Source organism: Rhizobium sp. Root274 (assembly GCF_001429245.1).
Lineage (GTDB): Bacteria > Pseudomonadota > Alphaproteobacteria > Rhizobiales > Rhizobiaceae > Allorhizobium.
This window is the reverse complement of record NZ_LMJE01000001.1, coordinates 1,060,019-1,084,241: the sequence shown is the minus strand read 5'-3', so window position 1 is coordinate 1,084,241 and position 24,223 is coordinate 1,060,019. Positions and strand designations below refer to the sequence as shown.

The following is a 24,223-nucleotide window of genomic DNA, read 5'->3' as shown; positions in this document are numbered from 1 at the left end:
CGGGCTGGTGGGCGCGGGTGTCATGCGTCGAAACCCGGCAGACCGGCGCCCAACCCCAGCATGGTCAATCGCCTGTCGAAGTCGCCGGCGATATCCGAGAGCTTGAGCGTCGCAAAGCGCGACAGCAGCAAAGCCTCCGCCTCCCGCCGTGCGTCCTCCAATGCCTCGTTGACAGAAATCTCGACAAGGCATCCCGGATGATCGGAGGCATGAACGAGACAGAAGAGTTCCGGCCGATCGAGGGCTTCATAGACGTCAAGGAGACTGATCTCATCCAGCCGCTTGGTCAGCTTCCAGCCGCCGCCATGGCCTTTCTCTGATTGCACATAGCCGCGCTCGCGCAAACCGGCCATCGTTCGGCGAACGACCACTGGATTGGTGTTGAGCATCTTCGCGATCAGCTCCGACGTCGCAGCATCCTTCCGCCGTCCGAGATGGATCAGCACATGCAGCATTCGGGACAGGCGGCTATCCCCGCGCATCTTCATCTCCATATTCGAGTGGATCAGGCGTAGCTCATGCCGGCTTACGCAACAAGTCGAGTTACATCTCTTGACGGGCGCGCATCATGTAACTTATTAAGATACATAACATGAAAAGTTACATGAAAGGCTTGCCCGTATGAAATATGATGCAATCGTAGTCGGCGGCAGCTTTGCCGGCCTTTCCGCCGCCATGCAGCTCGTCCGCACCCGCCGCAACATCCTCCTTATCGACGCCGGGCGCCCCCGCAATCGCTTCGCCGAAGCCTCGCATGGCTTTCTCGGACAGGATGGTGTGGCGCCGGCGGAAATCCGCCGCCGGGTCCTGGCGCAGCTTGCCCGCTATCCGAACTTCACCCTTCTGGAAGGAGAGGCCGACACAGCCGAGCGGTGCCTTGGCCGGTTCAAGGTGGGGATTGGCGGTGGGCGGGTGGACGAAGCCTCGGTGCTCGTGCTCGCCCTCGGCGTCGCGGATACGCTGCCGGAGATCCCCGGCCTTGCCGAACGCTGGGGCCGCACCGTCCTGCATTGCCCCTATTGCCATGGTTATGAAATTGGCGGCAGCCCGATCGGCATTCTCGCCTCGTCGCCACTGGCGGCCCATCAGGGCGGTCTGCTCCCCGATTGGGGCCAGACGACCATGTTCATCGAACCCGGCGTCGTCTTCGAAGAGGAGCATCACGCCATGCTGCTCGCCCGTGGCGTGACCATCGAAACGGGACGGGTCGTCGGCCTGATCGGCGAGGGACAGGCGCTGGAGGGTGTTCGCCTGGCGGATGGGCGTGTTGTGCAGGTGCACGCCCTCTTTGCTCAGTCGAAAGTGGCGATCGCCTCGCCGCTGGCGTCGCAACTCGGCCTCGAACTGGAAGAGGGGCCGCAGGGTATGCATATCAAGGTCCAGATGGGCTCTACCAGCCTGCCGGGTGTCTTTGCCGCTGGCGATGCGGCCAGTCCCATGCACAATGCCACGCTGGCCAGCGCTTCCGGCGTCATGGCCGGCATTTCAGCCCACCGTGCCTTGATTGAAGCCTCTCTTTGGAAATGAGGCCTGCTTTAATCTATGCACAACGGATGCGTAAATCATCGCGTTGATTTGTGCAAATCAAAGCGCATACTGCCTCCACAACACTCCAGGAGGACACCCATGTATCAAGTAGGTCATTTCATTGGCGGCAAGCATGTCGCCGGAACTTCGGGCCGCAAGCAGCCGATCTACAATCCGGCTACGGGCGAGGTCCAGGGCGAGGTTTCGCTCGCCAGCGCCGAAGAGCTGAACGCCGCCGTCGACAATGCCAAGTCGGCTCAGGCCAAGTGGGCCGCCACCAATCCGCAGCGCCGCGCCCGCGTCTTCATGAAGTTCGTGGCACTCCTGAACGACAACATGGATAGCCTCGCCGAGACGCTCTCGCGCGAACACGGCAAGACCATCGAAGACGCCAAGGGCGATATCGTCCGTGGTCTCGAAGTCTGCGAATTCGTCATTGGCATCCCGCATCTGTCAAAGAGCGAGTTCACCGAAGGCGCCGGCCCGAACATCGACATGTATTCGATCCGCCAGGCCGTCGGCATCGGCGCCGGCATCACGCCGTTCAACTTCCCGGCCATGATCCCGATGTGGATGTTTGCGCCGGCGATCGCCTGCGGCAACGCCTTCATCCTGAAGCCCTCGGAGCGCGATCCGTCCGTACCGATCCGCCTCGCCGAACTGATGATCGAGGCAGGTCTCCCGGCCGGCATCCTCAACGTCGTCAACGGCGACAAGTCCGCCGTCGACGGCATCCTGACCCATCCCGACATTTCGGCCGTCTCCTTTGTCGGCTCGACCCCGATCGCCCGTTACGTCTATGGAACGGCGGCGATGAACGGTAAGCGCGCCCAGTGCTTCGGCGGCGCCAAGAACCACATGATCATCATGCCGGATGCCGACCTCGATCAGGCCGCCCAGGCGCTGATGGGGGCTGGTTACGGTTCGGCTGGCGAGCGTTGCATGGCGATCTCGGTTGCCGTTCCGGTCGGTGAAGAAACCGCCAACCGCCTCATCGAAAAGCTCACCCCGATGGTGGAAAGCCTGCGCATCGGCCCCTACACCGATGAGAAGGCCGATCTCGGCCCCGTTGTCACCAAGGAAGCCCAGGTGCGCATCAAGGGCCTGATCGATAGCGGCGTCGAAGCCGGCGCCAAGCTCGTCGTCGATGGTCGCGACTTCAAGCTCCAAGGCTACGAAAACGGTTATTTCGTCGGCGGCTGCCTGTTCGACCACGTCACGCCGGACATGGACATCTACAAGACCGAGATCTTCGGACCGGTCCTCTCGGTCGTCCGCGCCAAAACCTATGAAGAAGCCCTCGACCTGCCGATGAAGCACGAATACGGCAACGGTGTCGCGATCTACACCCGCGACGGTGACGCCGCCCGTGACTTCGCCTCCCGCATCAATATCGGCATGGTCGGCATCAATGTGCCGATTCCGGTTCCGCTCGCCTACCACTCCTTCGGTGGCTGGAAGTCCTCGTCCTTCGGTGACTTGAACCAGCACGGCACGGACTCGATCAAGTTCTGGACCCGCACCAAGACGGTCACCAGCCGCTGGCCGTCGGGCATCAAGGACGGTGCCGAATTCGTCATGCCGACGATGAAGTAAACGACGCATCTTCGATCAATGCAGGGCGCCATCCTCCTTCGCGGGAGGGTGGCGTCGTCGTTTGATGCTGTCGTCAGCGCGGATTTTGCGAAAGGAACGGTGCCGCAGAGTGTCCTCCGGCACTTGAGTGCAGTCCGCTGTCGTGGTCATTGTGGGTTGCGTCGCTGGGGATAGCGACGCTCCATACGTGATCTGACGAGGGACATTTTATGCAAGAGGCAGTTTTTGGCCGGGCATCAAATTTGAAGCGCGGCGAATTTCGCGGCAGCGCCGGCGAGTATTTTGGGATCTGGATCGTCAATATTCTTCTGACGATCATCACGCTCGGGATTTATTCCGCTTGGGCCAAGGTCCGCCGCAACCGCTACTTTTACGGAAATACATTCGTTGACGGCCATTCCTTCGACTATCACGCCCGCGGTCTGCAGATCCTGATCGGCCGGGGGATCGTGTTCGGCTACATCGTCGTCTACAACATCATTCTGTCGATCAGCCCGATCGCCGGCGGCGTGCTGGCACTTCTGATGCTGGTCCTGCTGCCCTGGATCGTCATGCGCAGTCTGCGCTTCAACGCCCGCGTGACCAGCTACCGCAACATCCGCTTCGATTTTACCGGCAAGACATGGGGCGCCGTCGTGGCGATTATCTTCGGTGGCCTCGTCTCGGTCTTTTCGCTTGGCATTCTCGCCCCCTTCGCCAGCCGCTGGCTCTATGGCTATATCTTCAACAACCTGCGCTACGGCGACCGCGCGTTCCAGACGGACCCGAAGATCGGCGCTCTCTACAGAGTATGGCTGCCGGCCTTCCTGCTGATGGTCGTCGGCGTGGCGATTGGCGCCTTCCTTGGCATGATGGCCTATTACGGTTTCGAGGGCATCGACGAAAGCATGGCGGAACCGGAAGTGCAGGTCATCCTCGCCATCTATGGCGCCCTCATTCCGGCCTTTGTCGTCTGGGCCGTTGCGGCGATCTTCTACCGCGTCGGCGTCCGCAATGTCGTGATGAACGCGACCATTTTCGACAACCGTCATCGTTTGTTTTCCGATATTGGCCGGCTGCGCTATTTCTGGATCGTGCTCTCCAACCTCCTGGTCTCGATCGTCACTTTCGGCCTCATGCGGCCCTGGGCGGCTGTCCGAGAGCACCGTTACGTGATCACTCATTCGGGCATAATAGTCGATGGTGAACTGGGCGATGTGGTAGCCTCGATCCAGAATTCCGGCTCGGCCGTCACGGCGGAGTATCTCGATCTCGAAGGGTTCGATTTTGGCTTCTGACGACACCCGCATTGCCCATGGCCGCTGGCATCCGCCGGGCTCCAGTCGCAGTGAACCTGCGGTCCTTCTGGCCCAGGGCAAGACGCTGTTCGTCCGGCTGGAGAACCAGTCGGGCGACCCGGTCTCGGTCAACGACCTGACGCGGGTGGAAATTTCCACCCGCGTCGGCCGTATTCCGCGCCGCATCTCCTTTGTAGATCAGTCCCTGTTCGAAACCGAGGACAATGACGCCGTCGATCTGTGGCTGAAGCGTCACCGGCGCACGGGCGTCGTGCACGAACTTGAGCGATTTCATCCACGTCTCGCGGCCATGGTCATTGCGGTCGCCCTTCTGGCCGTCCTCATTTATCGGTTTGCGGTCCCGGCCCTGGTCGAAATCGCCGTGGTGGTCACACCGCCTGCCGTGACACAGTGGATGGCGAGTGGCACCCTGATCTCTCTCGACAAGGCGGTGTTCAGCGAGACCAAACTGCCGCAGGCGAGACAGGACGAAATCCGGGCAGCCTTTGCCGACATAGCGCGTGTTTCGGTTCGCGGTCCCGACGCCTACAATCTCAACTTCCGAGGAGGGGGCGCCATTGGTCCCAATGCTTTCGCCCTCCCTGACGGTACGCTCGTCATCACCGACGAACTGGTAGAACTGGCGGACAATGACCTCGACATGATCACCGGCGTGCTGGCCCATGAAATTGGCCATGTGGAACGCGATCATTCGCTCCGGCAGCTGTACCGCGCTGCCGGCACCGCGGGCCTGATCATGCTGATCGCTGGCGATGTCGGCTCGGCGGGTGAGGACATCCTGACGAACGGCGCGGCCCTGATGTCGCTCTCTTATTCGAGGGATGCCGAAAGCGAGGCGGACCGGATATCGGTGGAACTGATGTCCAAGGCGGGTCGAGATCCACGCGCGATCGGCCGCTTCTTCGAGAAGATCGAGCAGAAATCCGGGACGAAAGGGGACTCATCCTTCCTTTCGACCCATCCGGGCACGGCGGAGCGCCGAAAGGCAATCGATGATTACGCAGCCAGCATTGGAGCAGACGGCCGCTGATCGGGCTGCCACCGTCCTGTATGAGGCAGCAACATAGGGAGCAAAAAGAAAGGGGCCACCGTCGCCGGCAACCCCTCTTCATCCTGGGAGGATCGAAGTCTTATTGGGTCGGACCATCGTTCAGGCCGACCTTGTCGACCAGCTCCGATGCAATCTTGCGATTGGCAGCGATTTCCGCGAGCGGCAGTGTATCGGGCTTGATCGGCCCAAAGCCGGCAACGATTGCAGACGGCTTGGAGCGAGGGCCGACCGGATATTCGAAGACCTGCTCGGCATAGATCGTCTGGGCTTCGTCAGACGCCAGGAATTCCATGAGCTTGACGGCATTGTCCTTGTTCGGCGCGTTCTTGGCGAGCGCCATGCCGGACACGTTCACATGCGTGCCACGATCGGCAGCATTCGGGAACAGGACCTTCACGGAAGCCGCCCATTCCTTCTCTTCCGGGTCCTTCTCGTTGGTCATCATCAGGCCAAGATAGTAGGTGTTGGCGAGACCGAGATCGCATTCGCCGGAATAGATGGCCTTGGCCTGGGAACGGTCATTGCCGTCAGGCTTCTTGGTCAGATTGTCCTTCAGACCCTTGAGCCAGGTTTCGGTGTATTCGGCGCCATGATGGGCAACCATCGAGGCAAAGAGGCCGATATTGTAGGAGTGCTGGGCATCGCGCATGCAGATGCGACCCTTCCACTTCGGATCGGCGAGTTCCTCATAGGTGATCGCCGTCTCCTTGACGCGCTCCTTCGAAGCATAGACCACACGACCGCGGGTGGTCAGGCCGAACCAGTTGCCCTCGGGGTCGCGATACTGCGCGGGGATCTGGCTGTTGATCTTGTCGTCATTCAGCGACTGCGTCACGCCGCCGTCCTTGGCCTCGGTAAGGCGGGCGATATCCACGGTGAGGATGAGGTCCGCAGGTGAATTTGCACCCTCAGCCGCAATGCGCTCGACCAGACCCTTGTCCAGGAACAGCACATTGGTCTTGATGCCGGTTTCCTCTGTGAACTTGTCCATCAGCGGCTGGATGAGTTCCGGCTGGCGGTAGGAATAGATGTTCACTTCGCCATCGGCGAATGCCGCGCCGGCGGTCAATGCCAGCATTGAGACAGCGCCCAATACAAGCGCGGTGAAAGATCCGGATGTCATGGATTGGCTCCCGTTCTAGAAATGTTGAGGCGCATATTCATGAAATGAAATAAGCTGTCAATGACGTGAGACTCGCTTCACGGACACGTGAGGCCAGAACTTGAGTATTTTGGAATTGTTCAAAACTGCAAAAGGCGCTATATAAGCTCCAAGACAACCAGAGGAATCGTGCATGCGTTTGACAAAGCAGACAAATTACGCCGTGCGCATGCTGATGTACTGCGCCGCCAACAATGAGCAGTTGAGCCGCATTCCCGAAATTGCCAAGGCTTACGGCGTCTCCGAGCTGTTTCTGTTCAAGATTTTGCAGCCGCTGAACAAGGCGGGCCTCGTCGAGACGGTCCGTGGCCGAAACGGTGGTGTGCGTCTTGGTCGCCCCGCTGAGAAGATCACGCTATTCGATGTGGTCAAGGTCACCGAAGACAGCTTTGCCATGGCCGAATGTTTCGAGGACGACGGCGATGTCGATTGCCCACTGATCGACAGCTGTGGGCTGAACTCGGCTCTCCGCAAGGCCCTGAACGCCTTCTTCGACGTCCTGACGGAGTACACGATCGATGATCTGGTCAAGGCACGCCCGCAGATCAACTTCCTGCTCGGCATAGACGATCTCGCTCCGCGCCGGGTAACAGGGGTGGCGGCGCCTGCGGCCTGACAACCGGTTGCACGCCTCAAAGGCTTGAAGATCCCAAGACCCGCCTTGTGCGGGTCTTTTTTTGTCTTCGGCGCCTTCGAGGCGGAGCTTCAGAGGCCACAGGCATCGCCCGCCCCACACGCCCATGACCTGCTTGCGTCGGCCATTGTCTATGCTACGCTTACGTTCACGGCAGAATTGATCGGATGAAACCGACCAGCGGGGACTGGGCAGCCGTATGGGGGATGGCATGGCCGATTACGTGATCGTGGGAGGGGGCTCGGCGGGCGCCGTGATGGCGGCGCGCCTCAGCGAGGATCCATCCGTCACCGTCTGCCTGCTTGAGGCCGGCGGCCGCGGTGACGGGATTTTCGCCCGCGTTCCGATGGCAGCAGCGGCTGTCGTTCCGGGGCATGTCAAAAGCGGCAACTGGCGCTTTTCCACTGTTCCGCAAAAGGCCCTGAACAACCGCATCGGTTACCAGCCTCGCGGCCGCGGTCTCGGCGGCTCGAGCCTCGTCAATGCCATGCTCTATGTCCGTGGCCACCAGCGCGATTACGATGAATGGGCAGCCCTCGGTTGCCATGGCTGGTCCTGGGCAGACGTGCTTCCCTGGTTCCGCAAGTCCGAGGATAACATCCGGGGTGCCGATACCCTGCATGGGCGCGGCGGGCCGCTCCAGGTCTGCGATCAGAACTGGGCCCGGCCGATCAATCTTGCCTTCATCAGGGCTGCGGAGCAGTGCGGCTATCGTCACAACGAAGATTTTAACGGTCCGGACCAGGAGGGCGTCGGTCTCTATCAGGCCACGCAATTCTGGCAGGGGCCGAAACGCGGCGAGCGCTGCTCGGCCGCTGCCGCCTATCTGCATGATGTAATGCATCGGCGCAATCTGACCGTAATCACCGGCGCTCATGTTCTCCGCATCCTTGTCGAGCGGGGCAGGGCGGTCGGTGCCGTTTATCGTGAGGGCGGTGAGGAGCGCACTGTTCGTGCCGCGCGTGAGGTCATCCTCGCGGCTGGTGCGCTGCAATCACCCCACATCCTCATGCTGTCCGGCATCGGGCCAGCGGAGCATTTGCGCCAGCACGGCGTCAACGTGGTGCTCGATCAGCCGGGTGTCGGCGCCAATCTCCAGGATCACCTGGATTACACCATGATCTTCCGCTCGGCGGATACCGACCTCTTCGGCCTGGGGCTGAAGGCGACACGCGATCTGTTGCGCGCAGCAAACGAGTGGCGCACCGAGCGCATGGGGCATTTGCGCTCGACCTGCGCGGAGTCCGGAGGTTTCCTTAAGACCGACGCTGCCCTCGACCGGCCTGACATACAGCTGCATTTCCTGGTCGGCATGGTGGACGACCACGTCCGCAAGATGCATTGGGGCCATGGGTATTCCGCCCATGTCTGCGTGCTGAGACCCCATTCGCGCGGCACGGTTCGCCTGGCCAGCGCCGATCCCTTTGCAAGCCCCTTGATCGACCCGGCCTTCCTCAGCGATCCGAGAGATCTGACGACATTGCGCAAGGGGGCGCGCCGCCTTTCCGACATCATGGCGGCGCCTGCGCTCGCCCGCTATCGTGGGCGCGAACTCTACCCCGCGGGTGAAACCGACGCCGAACTGAATGTCGCTATCCGCGCCCGCGCCGATACGATCTACCATCCGGTCGGCACATGCCGAATGGGCTCGGATCCGGCAGCCGTGGTTACGCCGGATCTCAAGTTCAACGGCATCGAGGGCCTGCGTGTCGTCGACGCCTCGGTCATGCCACGCCTGATCGGCGGCAACACCAATGCTCCCGTCATCATGATGGCGGAAAAGACGGCTGCCGCAATCCGGGCAGAGCGTCAGCCGGTTCGTAAGGTGGAAGCCGGATTGAATTTCGCCTGAAGCCCCTTATTGTCGCGCCTTCCGAAAGACGTGCTCGACAGGAAGACCATGCCAGACGAACAGATCCCATCCGCGCCCCTCGCCATCATCGTCATGGGCGTGAGCGGCTGTGGCAAATCCTCCGTTGGCGCGCTGTTGGCCTCCCGTCTGGGGCTGCCCTTCGTCGAAGGCGATATCCTGCACCCTGAGGCCAATGTCGACAAGATGGCGGCGGGCACGCCTTTGACCGACGAGGATCGCTGGCCCTGGCTGACGATGATCGGAGAGACCATGGCCGATGCTTTGGCCAAGGGGCAGGGGATTGTCGTTTCGTGCTCGGCACTGAAGAAGATTTACCGCGATCACCTGCGCAAGGCGACGTCAGGACATCTGGTCTTCGTCTATTTGGAGGGCTCGCATGCGCTGCTGAGTGCGCGCATGGGCGCCCGCACCGGCCATTTCATGCCGCCCGCTCTGCTCGAAAGTCAGCTTGCCACGCTGGAGGTCCCGACCGGCGAGCCGGGCGTCGCGACCGTCTCCATCGATCAACCTGTCGATGCTATCGTTGCGCAGGCCCTCGAAGCCTTGAGCGAACTCCGCAGAGCCACGTTCTAAACAGGAGGCGAGGGTAATGCCCGGTGGTTAGACGCCGAGCTTGTCGCGAAGACCATACCACAAGGCGCCCATCACGGTGAACGGCACCCGGAACATGCGCCCGCCGGGGAAGGGATAAGCCTGCAACGACGACCAGACGTCGAAACGGCTCATCTGCCCATGCACGGCCTCGCCGAGGATCTTGCCGAGCAGATGTGTCGTAGTCACGCCGTGACCGCTGTCGCCATGCGAGAAATAGACGGTGTCCGAGAGCTTGCCCATGTGCGGAATGCGGGTCAGCGTCAGGGCAAAATTGCCGCTCCAGGCATAGTCGATCTTCGCTTCCTTCAACTGCGGAAACGTCTTGAGCATGTTCGGCCGGATGACGCCTGTCAGGTTCTTCGGATCCTGCCCGCCGTAACCGATGCCGCCGCCATAGAGCAGGCGGTTGTCGGCTGTGCGTCGATAATAGTCGAGCACGTAATTCGCATCCTCGACGCAGTAGTTTGCCGGCAGAAGTTCCTCGATCAGCTTGACGTCCAGCGGCTCTGTCGCCATGACTTGGCTGGACACCGGCATCATCTTCTCGGTGATCTTCGGGGCAAGGCCGGCCATATAGGCATTCCCACAGACCAGGATATGCTTGGCCTTGACGATGCCGCCTTCGGTGCAGACGAAGGGCTGCGGACCGGTATCGAGATGCACCACCTTGGACTTCTCGAAGATCTTGGCGCCGAGGCTTTCCGCCGCCGCCGCTTCGCCGAGCACCAGGTCGAGCGGATGGATATGGCCGCCCTTGGTGTCGATCATGCCGCCGACATAGCGGTCCGCCTTCACGTATTTTCCGACCTCGGCCTTGGAGACCATCTCCAGCCCGTCATGACCGTGCTTCTGCCAGTTGGCGCGAACCTCGGCCATTTCATTCACCTGCTTGTCGGTGAAGGCCGCAAAGAAACCGCCGTCGACGAGGTCGCATTCGATTCCGTATTTCGTCACGCGCTCGCGAATAATCCGGCCGCCTTCCAGCGACATCTCGCCGAGCCGGGCGGCCCGGTCAGGTCCATAACGCTTCGCAATCGTCTCCAGATCGCGGCTGTAGCCGTTGACGATCTGCCCTCCATTGCGGCCGGAGGCGCCGAAGCCAATACGGTCGGCTTCGAGCACGATCACCGAATACCCATTCTCGGCCAGTTGCAATGCCGCCGAAATGCCGGTGAAGCCAGCACCGATCACGCAGACATCGGCCGTGTGCTGACCGTCGAGTGAGGGGCGCACACGCTTGTCGCGGGCAGAGGCCGCATAATAGGTGGCCGCATGGCCGGGATTGGGTCCGATCGACTTTTCCATGGATGTCACCTCACACGGTTCGGATATAGGCGTCGTATTCGACGTCGGTCACGCGCAATGAGAACTCCGAGAGTTCCTGATATTTGCAGGCGCTGTAGAGGCTGCGATATTTCGGCCCGAGCGCCGCATAGGCAAAGCTCGACTTGGCGAAACGCTGCAGCGAATAATCCCAGTTGGTCGGCAACGGTTCGTGGTTGACCGCGTGCTCGTCGCCGGAGATCGCCCCGCCCGGAGACAGTTTCTCCTTCATGCCGGCAAGCGCCGCAGAGAGGATCATGGCGAGCACCAGATAGGGATTGGTGTCGGATCCGGCCACGCGATGCTCGATGCGGGTCGCAGGCTTCGACGCGGTGATCACCCGCACGGCGGCCGACCGATTGTCGATGCCCCAGGAGGCGTAAGTCGGAGCATGTTCGGATGGACGCAGGCGCCGATAGGAGTTCTGGTGCGGGGCAAAGATCGCCATGCTCTCGCCCATGTTTTCCAGGAGCCCGCCGACGGAATGATAGAGCGCCTCGGAAGGTCCGTCCTCGCCGACATAGATGTTGCGGCCATTCTCGTCGAGGACGGAAAAATGCACATGCATGCCGCTGCCGGCCTGCATGCCATAGGGCTTGGCCATGAAGGTGGCGTCGAGGTCGTTCGCCCGCGCCACGCCCTTGACGATGCGCTTCAGCAGCACCGCGTAATCGGCTGCTGCAAGGGCATCCGGCACATGGTTGAGGTTGATTTCATACTGGCCCGGACCGTTTTCCCGCAGCGTCGTGTCGGCCGGCACCTTCTGGGCGCGGGCAGCCGACGAGATGCCGTGGAATACCTCTTCGAAATCCTGTAGCTCTGAAATCGACAGAACCTGCGTCTGGCCGGTGTGCCAACGCCCGTCACGCGTATTGGGCGGACGCACCGGATCGAGCGCCGAGCGCACCGGATCGATCAGGTAGAATTCGAGTTCCGTCGCAACGACCGGTGTGAGCTTGGCCGCCGCATAGCGCGCCATGACATTGGCCAGCACCTGGCGCGGGTCCGCATAAAAGCTTTCGCCTTCGGTCGTCTGCATTTGCAAGAGAACCTGCGCCGTCGGCCGCGAGAGCCAGGTCACGCGGGATAGAGTGCCGGGAACGGGAAAGCAGATGCCGTCCGGGTCGCCGGTACCTTCGGCAAGGCCGGCGGCGTTCACGTCGCGGCCCCAGACGTCGAGCGCATAGACGGAGCGGGGCATCGCCATGCCCTTGGTCAACACGTCGATGGCGCGCTCCCGCGGGATCCACTTGCCACGCGGTACGCCGTTCACGTCGATCACGAAAGCTTCGAGTACTTCAATATCGGGATTTGCCGCGAAGAATTCGCGTGCCTCTTCGGCCATGTCCATGGGTCACCGTAATGGCTGATGTCGATCAGGTTTCAAAAAGCGCACAACAGGGCGCAAGCGGGCTGTCCGCTAACGATAGACGCTTTTCGCGTTATGGATCAAACACCGGCGCATTGCCACTGCCCGCTTTTTTTAGCGATCCCCTTGGCCGGCCGCATGCTGACGGTGCGCATTGATGTCCGGCCTGTTTCCCCATGGAAACAATTTGATCAAATTACGGGGCTGAGTAGCACTTCTGGCCCCGGAAGGCTAGCCCCCGGCAGAAGCTGTCGGCAGGGGGCAGCCGTTTTCAGGCCCGGAACCGCTCCGGGCTCCAGGCTTTCGGATCGAGGAAAGGCTTTTCCCCGGTCATCATTTCGGCGATCAGGCGGCCCGTCGTCGGCCCAAGGGTAAGGCCGTGATGGGCATGGCCGAACGCAAACCAGAGACCGTCGTGGCGCGGCGCCTTGCCGATCACAGGCATCATGTCGGGCGTGCAGGGGCGGGCGCCCATCCACGGCTCGGCATCGAGGCGCTCGCCGAGTGGGAAGATCTCGCGCGCGACCTTTTCGGCGCGACCGAGTTGAACCGGCGACTTCGGCGCATCCCGATTGGCAAATTCTGCACCCGTGGTCAGACGGATGCCCTTGTCCATGGGCGCCAGGAAATAGCCGCGCTCCGCATCCATCGTCCAGCCATTCAGCACCGCATTGCCGGCTGGTGCGTAATGCATGTGATAACCGCGCTTCACGCCGAGCAGGAAGCGATAGCCGAACTTGCGGGTGACCTCTTCCGACCACGGGCCGAGAGCCAGCACCACGTCATCGCCTTCGACCATGCCGTCTTCGGTCTGCACCCGCCAGCCGTGGCCATTCGGCCCCTGTTCGAGGCTCAAGGCATCACCCTTGACGAAACGTCCACCGAGCGACTGGAAATAGGTGAGATAGGCCTTGGTCAATCCATGCGGATCCGTGACAGACCAGGGGTCGTTCCACTTCAGGCCGCCGACGAACTCGCCGCGTATATGCGGTTCTTCCTTTGCCAGATCTTCGCGCGAGAGCGCTCGGTAGCTGACCCCATATTCACGCGACAGACGCTCCGCCTCGGCGAGTTCTGTGTCGCGTTTTCCGGTGGTGCGGAAGATCTCCATCCAGCCGTCCTTGCGGATCAGGTGGCCGGCATTGGCCGCCTCGATCAGGTCCTTGTGTTCGGTAACCGAGCTTTCGATGAGCGGCGCATAGGCCCGAGCAATCGCCTGATGGCGGCTCTTGTTCGAATGCCACCAGTAGCGCGACAGGAAGGGCACGAGCTTGAGCATGGCGCTGGCGTGGTAATGCGCATCGATGCGGTTGTTGAGACCATAGCGGATCAACATGCCCAATTCCTGCGGGAAGCCGTAAGGCACGACGCCCTCGCGCTGGATCAGTCCGGCATTGCCGAACGACGTCTCTTCGCCAGCCCCACGCCGATCCACCAGAATGACTGAACGGCCGCGACGGGCGAGGTGAATGGCAGTGGATACGCCGATAATGCCGGCGCCGAGAACGAGGGTGGTCTTGGACATGAGGCTTGCGAATTCCTGAGGACGAGATTTCCCGGCCAAGGATGCATGTCCCCTGTTGCGGTGCAAACGAAAAATTGCCGCAATTCCTCCGATCCTCAACATCCTTGCCAAGTTGCGAACATGCGGTATCTCTGGCGCAACTTAAAGCTTCGCCGCGAAGGACCCCGCATGCGTCTTCTCACTCTCGCCGCTGCCTGGCTGCTGGTCGCGATCGGCGTGGTGGGCGTCTTCCTGCCGCTTCTGCCGACGACACCCTTCATGATCCTTGCGGCGGCACTCTTCGCCCGTTCTTCGCCGCGCTTCGAACAGTGGTTGCTCGATCATCCGCGTTACGGTCAGCCGCTCATCGACTGGCGGCGCGAAGGAGCGATCTCCAGGAAGGCCAAGATTGCCTCGGTTTCACTGATGTCGGCCAGCTATCTGATCGTCTGGTTTGTCGGGCCGCCGCAACTCTGGCTCAAACTGTTGGTCGGTGCGATCCTCGTCGCCTGTGCAGTCTTCGTGCTGACAAGGCCTGGACCTCGCGCGTCGCAGGCAGTGCCTCCAGACGACCCGAAGGTTTGACGGCGGAGCGAGCCGAAAGTGCTGAGCCGCCGCTCAGGAATATCCGTTGAAGCGGCGATGCCAGGTCCAGGCTGAGCGGATGATGTCATCGATATGGCGTTCAGGCTCCCAGCCGAGGATATCGCGGGCCGTCGCATTGCTCGCAACGAGAAGCGGCGGATCACCGGGGCGCCGCTCTGCTCTCGTCACCGGCAGGGGCCGGCCCGACACGGCTTCGACAGCCGTCACCAGTTCTTGAACACTGGTGCCGGTGCCGGTACCAAGATTGATCGCCACGGTATCCCCACCGTTCAACAGATACTCGACAGCCCGAACATGGGCGTCAGCCAGATCGGAGACATGCACATAGTCGCGGATGCATGTGCCGTCACGCGTGTCATAGTCGTCGCCGAAGATCGAAAAGCCCTGACGTCTTCCGAGCGCCGCCTCGATGAGAAGGGGGATGGCATGCGTCTCAGGGGTGTGCCATTCGCCAATGCGGCCTTCATTATCTGCGCCGGCAGCGTTGAAGTAACGCAGCATCACCGAGCGCATGCGCTCGCATAAGGCGAAGTCCCGCAGCGCCTGCTCGACAATATGCTTCGTGCGACCATAGGGATTGATCGGTGCCTGCGGATGCGCCTCGTCGAGCGGCATGTATTGCGGCTGGCCATAGGTGGCGCAGGTCGAGGAGAACACGAAGGCGCGGATATCGGCTTCCATCATCTCCTGCAGAAGGTTGAGCGACCCGACGACATTGATGTCATAGAAGGCTTCCGGCTCCTTGAAGGATTGCGATACCTCGATCAGGCCGGCAAAATGCAGCACGGCCGCCGGCTTGTGCCGGGTCAGTACCTCGCGCAATCGCGCGCGATCGCGAATGTCCCCCTCTTCGACCGGCCCCCACTTCACGAACTCGCGGTGGCCGCTCGAGAAGTTGTCATAGACGACGGGGATAAACCCCTTCGCCGCAAGCGCAAGGCAGGTGTGGGAGCCGATATAGCCGGCGCCGCCGGTGACGAGGATTTTCGTTTCGGTCATCCAAAGAGGCTTTCAGTAGCGAGTTCCGAACCCATCCGGGTGGCCGGCTGGTCAAACAGGAGAATGCAAGAAGGTCGGCATCACATCTTCCGCAGCCCGTCGGTCGAGGAACAGCCGCGCCGTGTCTAGCGCCTCGCGGATCGTGACATCCATGTCGAGATAGCGGTAGGTGCCGAGCCGCCCGACGAAGGTAATCGCCTTTTCCTCTTCCGCGCGGCGCACATAGGCGGCCAGCTGCTGCTTCTCCTCGACAAGACGGATCGGGTAATAGGGGATGTCGTCGACGCTGCATTCGCGCGAGAATTCGCGGTAGCAGACGGACCCCTGATGTGTCTCCCAGGGCGAAAAGTGCTTGTGCTCGGTGATGCGGGTATAGGGAACCGCGACGTCGCCATAGTTCATCACGGCGCAGCCCTGATAGTCGCCGTCATAGGTGAAACGTTCGAAGTCGAGCGTCCGGTATCCCAGCTGGCCGTTTTCATAGTCGAAATAGCCATCGAGCGGACCGGAATAGAAGACGTGATCGAAGGCATCCTTCTGCGATCGGTGGAAAACCGTGCCGAGATGCAGCGTTACGCCCGGCTGATCGAGGATGCCACGCACCAGTTCCGTATAGCCGTTTTCCGGCATGCCCTGATGCTTGTGGAAGAAATAGTTGTCATCATAGTTGAAGCGCACGGGAAGCCGCTTCAGGATCGAGGCGGGTAGGGCGGTTGGCGAGCAGCCCCACTGCTTCTGCGTATACCCCTTGAAGAAGGCCTCGTAGAGATCGCGCCCGACGAAACGCAGCGCCTGCTCCTCGAAGGTCTGCGGATCGGTAATCGACGTATCGGCCTGCGTCTCGATAAAGGCGCGCGCCTCGTCAGGCCGGAATGTCTTGCCGAAGAACTGGTTGATCGTGTGCAGGTTGACCGGCAGCGAGAAGACCTGCCCCTGGCTCGTCGTCTTCACCCGGTTCTTGTACGGCATGAAGGTGGCGAAGCGGTTGACGTAGTCCCAGACTTCCGTGTCATCGGTGTGGAAGATGTGCGGCCCGTAGACATGCACCATCACACCGGTGTCCGTATCGCGTTCAGTATGGCAATTGCCGGCGATGTGGTTGCGGCTGTCGAATATCTCGACGCTGTAGCCCTCCGTCGCCAGCGCCCGACCGATCACCGCGCCAGAAAGCCCGGCACCGACGATCGCAATTCTTCCCCTCGCACTCATCTGCTCTCCCTGCGTATCACCGGTCTTGCGACCATCCACTTTCTTCACGATGGATGCGATCAGGCGGATGGCTCCGACCAAAGGCGCGAGTCACGGGGAAGCGGCGAGAAATCATTCCACTGGCGGAGCTTCTGGAGGTAGCGCTGGCGATAGGTGTCCTCGTCCAGGAAGTCGGTATTCTCCAGCATCAGCTCGGCACCGATCTCGTAATAGACGTCGAGGTTGGTGAGATCCGGAACCGGCGTCTTGTCCTGCTCGCAATCACCCTGCATCTCCCAGAACAGCTCTTCCAGGCGTCGAACGAGCGCCGGAATATCGCGCAGCACACTCCCCTCTCTCTGGTCTTGCAGCGACTGTTTGACCGCCTTCAGTGCCGCAGGAGTGCGCGCAAAGGCGATCGCCTTGGCAACATAGTCGGCAGGCGTAGCGCAGATCAGCTCTGGAATGCCGGCCGCAGATACGATGCTGCTGCAGAAACGCGACGCGAAGGTCTTGCCCGGCACCGTCAGCACCGGCAGGCCCATGGTAATGGCATCCGCCGCCGTGGAATGGGCGCCGTAGGGGAACGTGTCGAGGAAGAGGTCGGCGAGCGCAATGCGTGCCAGGTGATGCGGGTTTGCCGCCTTCGGCGCAAAAATCAACCGCTCCGGTGCGACGCCCCGTTCTGCGGCAAGCGTGCGCAGGCGCTGGTTGACATTGTCGGCCGCGCCGAGCAGCCACAGCACGCTGTTCGGCGTGGCGAGCAGGATATCCATCCAGCGCGAGAAAACCGGTGCCGTGGTTTTCTGCATGCCGTTGAAGCAGGCAAAGACGAAGGCGTCTTCCGGCAGGCCGGCCTCAGTGCGCGTAGGCGTCTTGGCAATCACGCGCTTACGGTCGATCGGCTGGTTGCAGGGGATGCGCAAGACCTTTTCGCTGTAATAGATCTCGTTTTCCGGCGGAATGATCTGCTCGTCGGCGATGATGTACTGATGATACGGGCTGCCCATCGAGCCGGGATAGCCGCAGAACGCCACGATGACGGGCGCCGGGCGATAGGCGAAGATCTTGGTGCGCGCATGCTTGGTGAAACCGTTGACGTCGACCAGGATGTCGATCTCGTCGGCAACGATCTGGTTTGCCGCCTGCAGGTCGGTGATCGATGCGATATCGCGCCAGCCATCGACGGCGGCCTTGATCCGGTCCTGCGTGGCGTCGTTGACGCGTGCCTCGCCGCAGTAATAGGCAAAAATCTCTACCTGGCTCTTGTCATGCAGTTCGAGCACTTCGCGCAGAGCGAAACCGACGGCATGATCGCGCAGGTCGGAGGATACATAACCGATCCGCAACCGCTTGCCCGTCCCGGTCTTCACTCGCGGTGTCTGCCGTGTGAAGCCTGACGTGTCGGGCCGACCGACGAGGAAATTGTTGTAGCGATAAGCCTTGGCAAGCTGGAACAGCGGATCATCCGAGAAGCAACCAAGCGGCAGCGGCGACATGGCGTCCACGAGCTGGCGCGTTGATACATGTTCGGAAGTGACGATGATCGGCCACTTGCACTGATGCTGGCGCAGCGACAGCCAGTGCTGGCCGGCCTCCGGCTTGTCCGGCCGCAACTCGATTGCCTGCCACAAAACAGTCTCGGCTTCCTCAAGCAATCCGGCGCCTTCCATGACACGACCGATATGCTGCAGGGTCATCAAGCGGTGGCTTGACCTTTCGGCGGTGATGTCCGCTGTCTGATCGGCATAGCTGCGCCACTGCTGAATGGCCTGGAGGTTCAATCCGCTGTCTTCCATAGCACGGCCGAGATTGATGTGGGCCTGACCGAATTGCGGGTTGATCCTGAGACAAGCCTGCAACGCCTGGATGGAACCGGCGAGGTCGTCCATCTGACGCAGGGTGACGGAGTAGTTGAAATAGACAAAGTGCAGGAGCGGATTGCTGTCGTTGTAGGCGATCCACGCCTTATAGAGCTCAGCCGCCAAGACCCGCTGACCGCCGGCACTCAAAGCTTCGGCGACCTGGAACAGCTCTCCGAGCGGAAGTTGTTGGTTGCGCGCGCGCAACAAGAGGGCTGCGAACAGCGAAGCATTGTCTTGGGCTGGTGCATTATCCATGATCTGGACATTCCACGAAGGTTGAGGCCTGGCGGCGCGAATTGACACGGGCGCATTGCGCTCTCGCTCATTAGCAAATCTAGCTTGCTTTGGGCTTGCCACGCTTCGGGTCAAGAGGCACCTGTCAGCCCTTTCTCGTGAATGCTCCTGAGACGGCAGACTTCGTTGACAAACGGTGAGTGGACTCGTTTCAATTGTGAAATTGAATTTACGACTTTACGAATAACCAATTAACCGAATATTAGAATCTAAAATGCAAGGATTCGCGCATGGATCCCACTGCAGCGTGACTCGGCAACGAGACCGTTCAGCTGGATCAGGCCAAAAACCTCTTGTGCAGCAAGAGCCGACATTTTTCAAAGCGCAGGGTTAGGGTTCCGATTGGTTCCCGAATGCATGATGCCTCCCGCGTTCCGGCTTCCACGAAAGCCATGTTACCTCACATTTTCAGTCCGCTAGGACACCTGTTCGATGGAAGCCGCAGCGGCGCTCTTCGACAGGCTGAAACGCCAGCAGGCGCAGGATGCGCTTGAGTTCGCGGTGACAGGGCAATGGGCCTTCTCACAATGCGGCGGCAGGGGAATGACATCAGCAAATCGTAACGTCAAAGGCGCGCCTAAATGACCTCGATCATCACTTCTCTGACCACATCCCAGGTCAAGTCACTCTCCACGGCAACCATTGTCAGTCTCACGACGGAAGACATGGCGGCGCTTTCGTCGGCACAGATCAAGGTCCTTTCGTCCGCGCAGATTGCGGCGCTCGAAACCGAGGATCTGGCGGCACTCAGCTCCAGCCAGCTCAGCGCCCTTTCCTCCACCGGCATGGTTGGCCTCAATGCTGCGCAACTGGCCGTTATCGATTCGGCCAAGATCAGCGCACTTGGCACGACCCAGATCGCAGCCCTCTCGTCGACGCAGGTCGCCGCGCTTTCCTCTGATCAGATCGCCGCGATGACCAGCAGCCAGATCGGCGCTTTGAGCTCAGCGGCGATTGCATCTCTGGCCACTGAAGACTTCGCAACCCTGGATTCCACCGATATCGCGGCGATCAGCTCCAAGGCAATCTCAGGCCTTTCGACCGCAAATATCGCAGCCCTCTCCACAACCCAGTTGGCAGCCCTGTCTAGCGCGCAGGTCGCGGCGCTGACCACGGCCCAGATCGTCGCTCTGACGACCGACAACATCGCAGCTCTTAGCACCACACAGGTCGCCGCCCTCACTTCGTCTCAGGCTGCGGCTCTCGGCGACACCCAGATTCAAAGTCTTTCCAGCGCCCAGGTCACCGCCCTCAGCACGAAGGCCATTGTCGGCTTCAGCACGCACCAGATTGATACCCTGAATGTCAATGTGGAAGGTCTGAGCACCGCCCATTTCGCCGTCCTCAGCTCTGCCCAGATCGGGGCACTGATGTCTGATGACGTCGATGTATTCTCTACCGCCAAGATCGCCGCCATCAGCATCAAGGGCATCACGGGTCTGACCACGGCAGCGCTGGCCTCCTTCGATAGCGACCAGATCGGTGCGCTGACGTCGAAGCAGGTCGCAGCGTTGACCTCGACGCAGGTCGCATCTCTGTCAACAGATCAGGTTGCAGCATTCACCACCACGCAGATCGCAGGTCTGGGAGCTACCCAGGTTGCGGCGCTCAACACAAGCAACATTGCTGTGCTTTCTACGGCCGCCGTCGCGGCCCTGAGCTCCAAGGCGATCGCCGCTCTGACGAGCACCCAGATCGCGGCCCTGACGACCGATCAGGTTGCCGCTCTGACGACCGGTCAGATTGCAGGTCTGGGCTCCGGCGCTCTTGCCGCGCTCGGCACCGACGATATCGCCACCTTCTCCACCTCCGAGATCGCCCTGATCAGCAGCAAGGCCATCGCCGGCCTCAGCACCACTGTCATTGCCGCACTCACCACGGACCAGACAGTGGGTCTGACAGCCGCGCAGGTAGGAGCACTGAGTTCAGCTCAGATCGGCGCGCTGACAAGTGATCAGGCGACGGTGCTGACAACAACCCAGGTTGCAGCGTTGAAATCGACGCAGCTGACGGGTCTCACCACCGCCAACGTCGCCCTCCTCAGCACCGCTCAGGTCGCCGCTCTCAACTCCGCCGCTGTCGCCTCCCTGTCTTCGGCTCAGTTCACGGCCATGACGACCGACCAGATCCAAGCTTTGACGCCGGCACAGGTGGCAGCCCTTGGTTCCGAAGATCTGGCCGCCCTTGGCACCGATGATATTGCCCTGTTCTCCACCCTCGATATCGCTGCAATCTCCAGCAAGGCCATCGCTGGACTGTCGACGGACAATATCGCGGCATTGACCACCAATCAGGTCGCAGCCTTGACCTCGACCCAACTTGGTTCGCTCACGTCTGCACAGTTTGGCGCCATGACGACCGACCAGGTCGGTGCTCTGACGACAACGCAAATCGCCGGCCTTGGTTCGGCAGCGGTCTCGGCTCTCGGAACCGATGACTTGGCAGCATTGTCGACGGCAAAGATAGCGGCCATCAGTGCTAAGGCCATTGTCGGTCTTTCAACCACCAATATCGCCGCTCTTTCCACGGATCAGGCAGCTGCTCTGACATCGGCTCAGTTCGCGGCTCTGACCTCGACCCAGATCGGTGCCCTGACCACGGACCAGATCGCCGGGCTGACAACGACGCAGGTTAGCGGCTTCGGCTCGACCCAGGTCGCCGCGCTCAGCACCGCAAATGTCGCAGCTCTGACAACCGGACAGGTTGCAGTTCTTTCGTCGAAAGCAATTGCAGGCCTGAACTCGGCACAAGTCGGCGCGCTCTCCACGGATCAGGTCGACGCCTTGACCACAACGCAGATTACCGCCCTCGGATCGGCCGCCCTGGCGGCTCTCGGAACGGACGATCTGGCGACGTTCGCCACAGCGGATGTGGCTGCCATCGGCGCGAAGGCGATTGCCGGACTGTCCACGGCGAATGTGGCGGCCCTGAGCACAACTCAGCTGGGCGGACTGACCTCCACGCAGTTGGCTGCTTTGACCTCCGCTCAGGTTGGTGTGATGACAACTGATCAGATCGGAGCGCTGAGCACCGCACAGATTGCGGGCTTCGGTTCGGTCCAACTCGCAGCCCTGAGCACGGACAACGTCGCAGCCCTGACGACCTCGGCTGTCGCGGCTCTGAGCACCAAGGCCATAACATCGCTCAGCAGCACGCAGGTGGGTGCCCTGACCACGGATCAGGTTGCCGCTTTGACGACTAACCAGATCGCCGCGCTCAGCTCCGGCGCCATTGCCGCCCTGGGCACCGATGACATCGCGACCTTCACGGCCTCCGAGATCGGCGTCATCAGCAGCAAGGCCGTCGCCGGTCTGAGCACCACCGTTATAGCCACGCTTTCGAGCACCCAGATGGGAGGGCTTTCAGCTGCCCAGGTTGCAGCGTTGAGCTCCACCCAGATTGGTGCCTTGACGACCGATCAGGCAGCAGGCCTGACCACCACGCAGGTTGCGGCACTCACATCCGCCCAGCTTACGGGTCTCTCCACCGACAATATCGCGGTCCTCACCACAGGTCAGATCGCGGCACTGGGTTCCGCCGCTGTCGCGTCCCTGTCCTCTAGCCAGTTCACCGCTATGACGACCGAACAGGTCGAAGCCTTGACGCCCGCCCAGGTGGCAGCTCTGGGCTCCGAAGATCTGGCCGCCCTCGGCACGGACGACATCGCGCTGTTCTCCAGCCTCGACATTGCAGCGATCTCCACCAAGGCGATCGGCGGCCTTTCGACCGCCAATGTCGCGGTTCTTTCCGCAAGCCAGATCGGTGGTCTGACAGCCACCCAGCTCGGTGCCATGACCTCGGCTCAGATTGGAGCCATGACCACTGATCAGGTCGACGCCCTGTCCACGGCCCAGATCGCAGGCCTTGGTTCGACGGCTCTTGCGGCCCTCGGCACGGATGACCTCGCAACCTTCTCGTCGACAGACATTGCAGCCATAAGCGCCAAAGCTCTGGCATCGCTGTCCACAGCCAACATTGCCGCGCTGTCGACATCTCAGACACCTGGTCTTAGCACGACGCAGATTGCCGCACTGACCACCGCCCAGGTTGCGGCTCTGACGACAGATCAGATCGCGGGTCTGACGACCACGCAGGCCGCAAGCCTCACCTCGACCCAGGTTGGAACTTTGAGCACTGCGAACATCGCAGCGCTCACCACATCTCAGGTTACGGCGCTAACGACGACGCAGCTTGCCGCCTTCAGCTACGATCAGGCCAATGCGCTGACGACGGATCAGGTGACCGTTCTCGGCACCGCTCAGATTGCCGCCTTCAGCTCTGCGGCAATCTCCGGCTTTGGTCCTGATGAGTTTGCCACATTCGACTCAGCCGATCTGGCGGCGATCAGCACAAAGGCCTTGTCCGGGATTACCACTCAAAACATCGCGGCCATGACCACGGATCAGGCCGCCGGTCTGACCTCGCTGCAGATCCCGACGCTGAGCACGTCACAGGTAGCGGTCCTGTCGACCACGGTGATCGCCGGCCTGACGACGACCCAGGTTGCGTCTCTGAAGTCGACGCAGATCGCCGCGTTGAGCACCACAAGCGTCGCCGCTCTGACCACTGGGCAGGTTGCGGCTCTGACATCCACGCAGATCGCTTCGCTCACGTCGGCACAGGTGTCGGCGCTCAGCACCGATCAGGTTGCAGCCCTGACCACTGCCCAGATCGCCGGCCTCGGCTCGGCGGCCTTGGCGGCGCTCGGCACCGATGACCTCGCGACCTTCTCGTCGAGCGAAATCGCGCTGCTCAGCTCCAAGGCGTTGGCAGGTCTCTCCACCGACAACGTGGCAGCACTGACAACGGACCAGACAGCGGGCCTGACGTCGACGCAGATTGCCGCACTGAGCACGACTCAGCTGGGAGCCTTGTCCACCGACAACGTGGCCGCTCTCACCACGGCGCAGATCGCGGCCTTCACTTCGACCCAGGCAGCATCCCTCAGCACGGCCAATATCGCCGCGCTGACCACAGCAGGCATCGCAGCACTCAGCACCTCTGCAATCGCCGCTTTGACCACGGCTCAGATCGATGCTTTGAGCACCGATCAAGCTGAGGCCCTGACCACGACGCAGGTTGCGGCATTGGGTTCTGCAGCGATCACCGCTCTGTCAACGGCAGATCTGCTGCTGTTCTCAACCGCAGATATCGCCGCCATCAGCACGAAAGCGATTGTCGGCCTTGAGACGGGTGACATTGCAGCTCTGGACAGCACCCAGCTCCAGGCCCTCACAAGCACCCAGATCGGTGCGATGACCAACGACCAGGTCACCGCCATTATCGCGGCCTACGCGGCGATCTGATCGCAGGCAATCGCTCATACACTGTGACTGGAAA

Annotated in this window: 18 protein-coding genes; 10 read left to right on the top strand and 8 right to left on the bottom strand. The window is 61.3% G+C overall.

What is annotated here, in order from left to right:
• Nucleotides 1-20: 20 nt before the first annotated feature.
• Entirely contained in the window at nucleotides 21-482 is a 462-nt protein-coding gene (locus ASE36_RS05445; RefSeq protein ID WP_062278106.1) for an Rrf2 family transcriptional regulator, read from the bottom strand.
• Between the two features lie 139 nt (nucleotides 483-621).
• On the opposite strand from ASE36_RS05445, the gene ASE36_RS05440 reads away from it, so the two are divergent.
• The 4 genes from ASE36_RS05440 (at nucleotide 622) to ASE36_RS05425 (ending at nucleotide 5,451) form a co-directional block, all read left to right on the top strand.
• Complete coding sequence (locus tag ASE36_RS05440; protein WP_062276286.1) at nucleotides 622-1,527, top strand: NAD(P)/FAD-dependent oxidoreductase; 906 nt, start codon at nucleotides 622-624, stop codon at nucleotides 1,525-1,527.
• Between the two features lie 99 nt (nucleotides 1,528-1,626).
• Nucleotides 1,627-3,123, top strand: coding sequence for a CoA-acylating methylmalonate-semialdehyde dehydrogenase (locus ASE36_RS05435; protein ID WP_062276284.1), 1,497 nt, complete (start codon nucleotides 1,627-1,629; stop codon nucleotides 3,121-3,123).
• A gap of 209 nt (nucleotides 3,124-3,332) precedes the next feature.
• Nucleotides 3,333-4,400 (top strand): YjgN family protein, encoded by a 1,068-nt coding sequence (locus ASE36_RS05430; protein WP_062276282.1) that lies wholly within the window; start codon nucleotides 3,333-3,335, stop codon nucleotides 4,398-4,400.
• Nucleotides 4,390-5,451: a M48 family metallopeptidase gene (locus ASE36_RS05425; RefSeq protein ID WP_062276280.1), complete on the top strand. Its 1,062-nt coding sequence runs from the start codon at nucleotides 4,390-4,392 to the stop codon at nucleotides 5,449-5,451. Before ASE36_RS05430 ends, ASE36_RS05425 begins: the two co-directional genes overlap by 11 nt.
• Before the next feature lie 100 nt (nucleotides 5,452-5,551).
• Here the strand turns inward: ASE36_RS05425 and ASE36_RS05420 are convergent, their stop codons facing one another.
• Nucleotides 5,552-6,595, bottom strand: a complete 1,044-nt coding sequence (locus tag ASE36_RS05420) for a Fe(3+) ABC transporter substrate-binding protein (protein ID WP_062276278.1) — start codon at nucleotides 6,593-6,595, stop codon at nucleotides 5,552-5,554.
• A 172-nt stretch (nucleotides 6,596-6,767) separates the two neighbouring features.
• Here ASE36_RS05420 and rirA point away from each other — a divergent pair, with 172 nt between their 5' ends.
• The 3 genes from rirA (at nucleotide 6,768) to ASE36_RS05405 (ending at nucleotide 9,714) form a co-directional block, all read left to right on the top strand.
• Nucleotides 6,768-7,250, top strand: a complete 483-nt coding sequence (rirA, locus tag ASE36_RS05415; protein ID WP_062276273.1) for an iron-responsive transcriptional regulator RirA — start codon at nucleotides 6,768-6,770, stop codon at nucleotides 7,248-7,250.
• Nucleotides 7,251-7,479: 229 nt separating this feature from the next.
• Complete coding sequence (locus ASE36_RS05410) at nucleotides 7,480-9,120, top strand: GMC family oxidoreductase (protein ID WP_062278103.1); 1,641 nt, start codon at nucleotides 7,480-7,482, stop codon at nucleotides 9,118-9,120.
• 48 nt (nucleotides 9,121-9,168) lie between these two features.
• Nucleotides 9,169-9,714, top strand: a complete 546-nt coding sequence (locus ASE36_RS05405; RefSeq protein ID WP_062278100.1) for a gluconokinase — start codon at nucleotides 9,169-9,171, stop codon at nucleotides 9,712-9,714.
• 27 nt (nucleotides 9,715-9,741) lie between these two features.
• On the opposite strand, the gene ASE36_RS05400 is transcribed toward ASE36_RS05405, so the two are convergent.
• The 3 genes from ASE36_RS05400 to ASE36_RS05390 form a co-directional block, all read right to left on the bottom strand.
• Entirely contained in the window at nucleotides 9,742-11,040 is a 1,299-nt protein-coding gene (locus tag ASE36_RS05400; protein WP_062276271.1) for an NAD(P)/FAD-dependent oxidoreductase, read from the bottom strand.
• Nucleotides 11,041-11,050: 10 nt separating this feature from the next.
• A complete protein-coding gene (locus ASE36_RS05395) occupies nucleotides 11,051-12,409 on the bottom strand; it encodes a glutamine synthetase family protein (RefSeq protein ID WP_062276269.1) in 1,359 nt (452 codons plus the stop codon).
• Nucleotides 12,410-12,698: 289 nt separating this feature from the next.
• Nucleotides 12,699-13,952, bottom strand: coding sequence for an NAD(P)/FAD-dependent oxidoreductase (locus tag ASE36_RS05390; RefSeq protein WP_062276267.1), 1,254 nt, complete (start codon nucleotides 13,950-13,952; stop codon nucleotides 12,699-12,701).
• A gap of 168 nt (nucleotides 13,953-14,120) precedes the next feature.
• Between ASE36_RS05390 and ASE36_RS05385 the strand changes: the two genes are divergently transcribed.
• Complete coding sequence (locus tag ASE36_RS05385) at nucleotides 14,121-14,516, top strand: YbaN family protein (protein WP_062276266.1); 396 nt, start codon at nucleotides 14,121-14,123, stop codon at nucleotides 14,514-14,516.
• A 33-nt stretch (nucleotides 14,517-14,549) separates the two neighbouring features.
• Here ASE36_RS05385 and galE read toward each other — a convergent pair whose 3' ends face one another.
• The 3 genes from galE to ASE36_RS05370 are packed head-to-tail and all read right to left on the bottom strand — an operon-like array spanning nucleotide 14,550 to nucleotide 18,844.
• Nucleotides 14,550-15,536, bottom strand: a complete 987-nt coding sequence (galE, locus tag ASE36_RS05380) for a UDP-glucose 4-epimerase GalE (RefSeq protein ID WP_062276264.1) — start codon at nucleotides 15,534-15,536, stop codon at nucleotides 14,550-14,552.
• A 51-nt stretch (nucleotides 15,537-15,587) separates the two neighbouring features.
• Nucleotides 15,588-16,745, bottom strand: coding sequence for a UDP-galactopyranose mutase (locus ASE36_RS05375; RefSeq protein ID WP_062278098.1), 1,158 nt, complete (start codon nucleotides 16,743-16,745; stop codon nucleotides 15,588-15,590).
• Between the two features lie 59 nt (nucleotides 16,746-16,804).
• Nucleotides 16,805-18,844: a glycosyl transferase gene (locus tag ASE36_RS05370; RefSeq protein WP_062276262.1), complete on the bottom strand. Its 2,040-nt coding sequence runs from the start codon at nucleotides 18,842-18,844 to the stop codon at nucleotides 16,805-16,807.
• A gap of 471 nt (nucleotides 18,845-19,315) precedes the next feature.
• On the opposite strand from ASE36_RS05370, the gene ASE36_RS22520 reads away from it, so the two are divergent.
• Nucleotides 19,316-19,468, top strand: coding sequence for a hypothetical protein (locus ASE36_RS22520; protein WP_156378570.1), 153 nt, complete (start codon nucleotides 19,316-19,318; stop codon nucleotides 19,466-19,468).
• Nucleotides 19,465-24,189 carry a beta strand repeat-containing protein gene (locus tag ASE36_RS05365; protein ID WP_062276260.1) on the top strand — a complete coding sequence of 1,575 codons (4,725 nt, stop codon included), beginning with the start codon at nucleotides 19,465-19,467 and terminating at the stop codon, nucleotides 24,187-24,189. The genes ASE36_RS22520 and ASE36_RS05365 overlap by 4 nt, the downstream gene beginning before the upstream one ends.
• Nucleotides 24,190-24,223 lie beyond the last annotated feature (34 nt).

Bases quoted from the DNA above. Each gene is read 5' to 3' on its own strand.
- ASE36_RS05385 (WP_062276266.1), top strand. From the start codon at position 14,121: ATGCGTCTTCTCACTCTCGCCGCTGCCTGGCTGCTGGTCGCGATCGGC.
- galE (WP_062276264.1), bottom strand. From the start codon at position 15,536: ATGACCGAAACGAAAATCCTCGTCACCGGCGGCGCCGGCTATATCGGC.
- ASE36_RS22520 (WP_156378570.1), top strand. From the start codon at position 19,316: ATGGAAGCCGCAGCGGCGCTCTTCGACAGGCTGAAACGCCAGCAGGCG.
- rirA (WP_062276273.1), top strand. From the start codon at position 6,768: ATGCGTTTGACAAAGCAGACAAATTACGCCGTGCGCATGCTGATGTAC.
- ASE36_RS05375 (WP_062278098.1), bottom strand. From the start codon at position 16,745: ATGAGTGCGAGGGGAAGAATTGCGATCGTCGGTGCCGGGCTTTCTGGC.
- ASE36_RS05430 (WP_062276282.1), top strand. From the start codon at position 3,333: ATGCAAGAGGCAGTTTTTGGCCGGGCATCAAATTTGAAGCGCGGCGAA.
- ASE36_RS05420 (WP_062276278.1), bottom strand. From the start codon at position 6,595: ATGACATCCGGATCTTTCACCGCGCTTGTATTGGGCGCTGTCTCAATG.
- ASE36_RS05365 (WP_062276260.1), top strand. From the start codon at position 19,465: ATGACCTCGATCATCACTTCTCTGACCACATCCCAGGTCAAGTCACTC.
- ASE36_RS05390 (WP_062276267.1), bottom strand. From the start codon at position 13,952: ATGTCCAAGACCACCCTCGTTCTCGGCGCCGGCATTATCGGCGTATCC.
- ASE36_RS05445 (WP_062278106.1), bottom strand. From the start codon at position 482: ATGCGCGGGGATAGCCGCCTGTCCCGAATGCTGCATGTGCTGATCCAT.
- ASE36_RS05395 (WP_062276269.1), bottom strand. From the start codon at position 12,409: ATGGACATGGCCGAAGAGGCACGCGAATTCTTCGCGGCAAATCCCGAT.
- ASE36_RS05400 (WP_062276271.1), bottom strand. From the start codon at position 11,040: ATGGAAAAGTCGATCGGACCCAATCCCGGCCATGCGGCCACCTATTAT.
- ASE36_RS05440 (WP_062276286.1), top strand. From the start codon at position 622: ATGAAATATGATGCAATCGTAGTCGGCGGCAGCTTTGCCGGCCTTTCC.
- ASE36_RS05405 (WP_062278100.1), top strand. From the start codon at position 9,169: ATGCCAGACGAACAGATCCCATCCGCGCCCCTCGCCATCATCGTCATG.
- ASE36_RS05370 (WP_062276262.1), bottom strand. From the start codon at position 18,844: ATGGATAATGCACCAGCCCAAGACAATGCTTCGCTGTTCGCAGCCCTC.
- ASE36_RS05435 (WP_062276284.1), top strand. From the start codon at position 1,627: ATGTATCAAGTAGGTCATTTCATTGGCGGCAAGCATGTCGCCGGAACT.
- ASE36_RS05410 (WP_062278103.1), top strand. From the start codon at position 7,480: ATGGCCGATTACGTGATCGTGGGAGGGGGCTCGGCGGGCGCCGTGATG.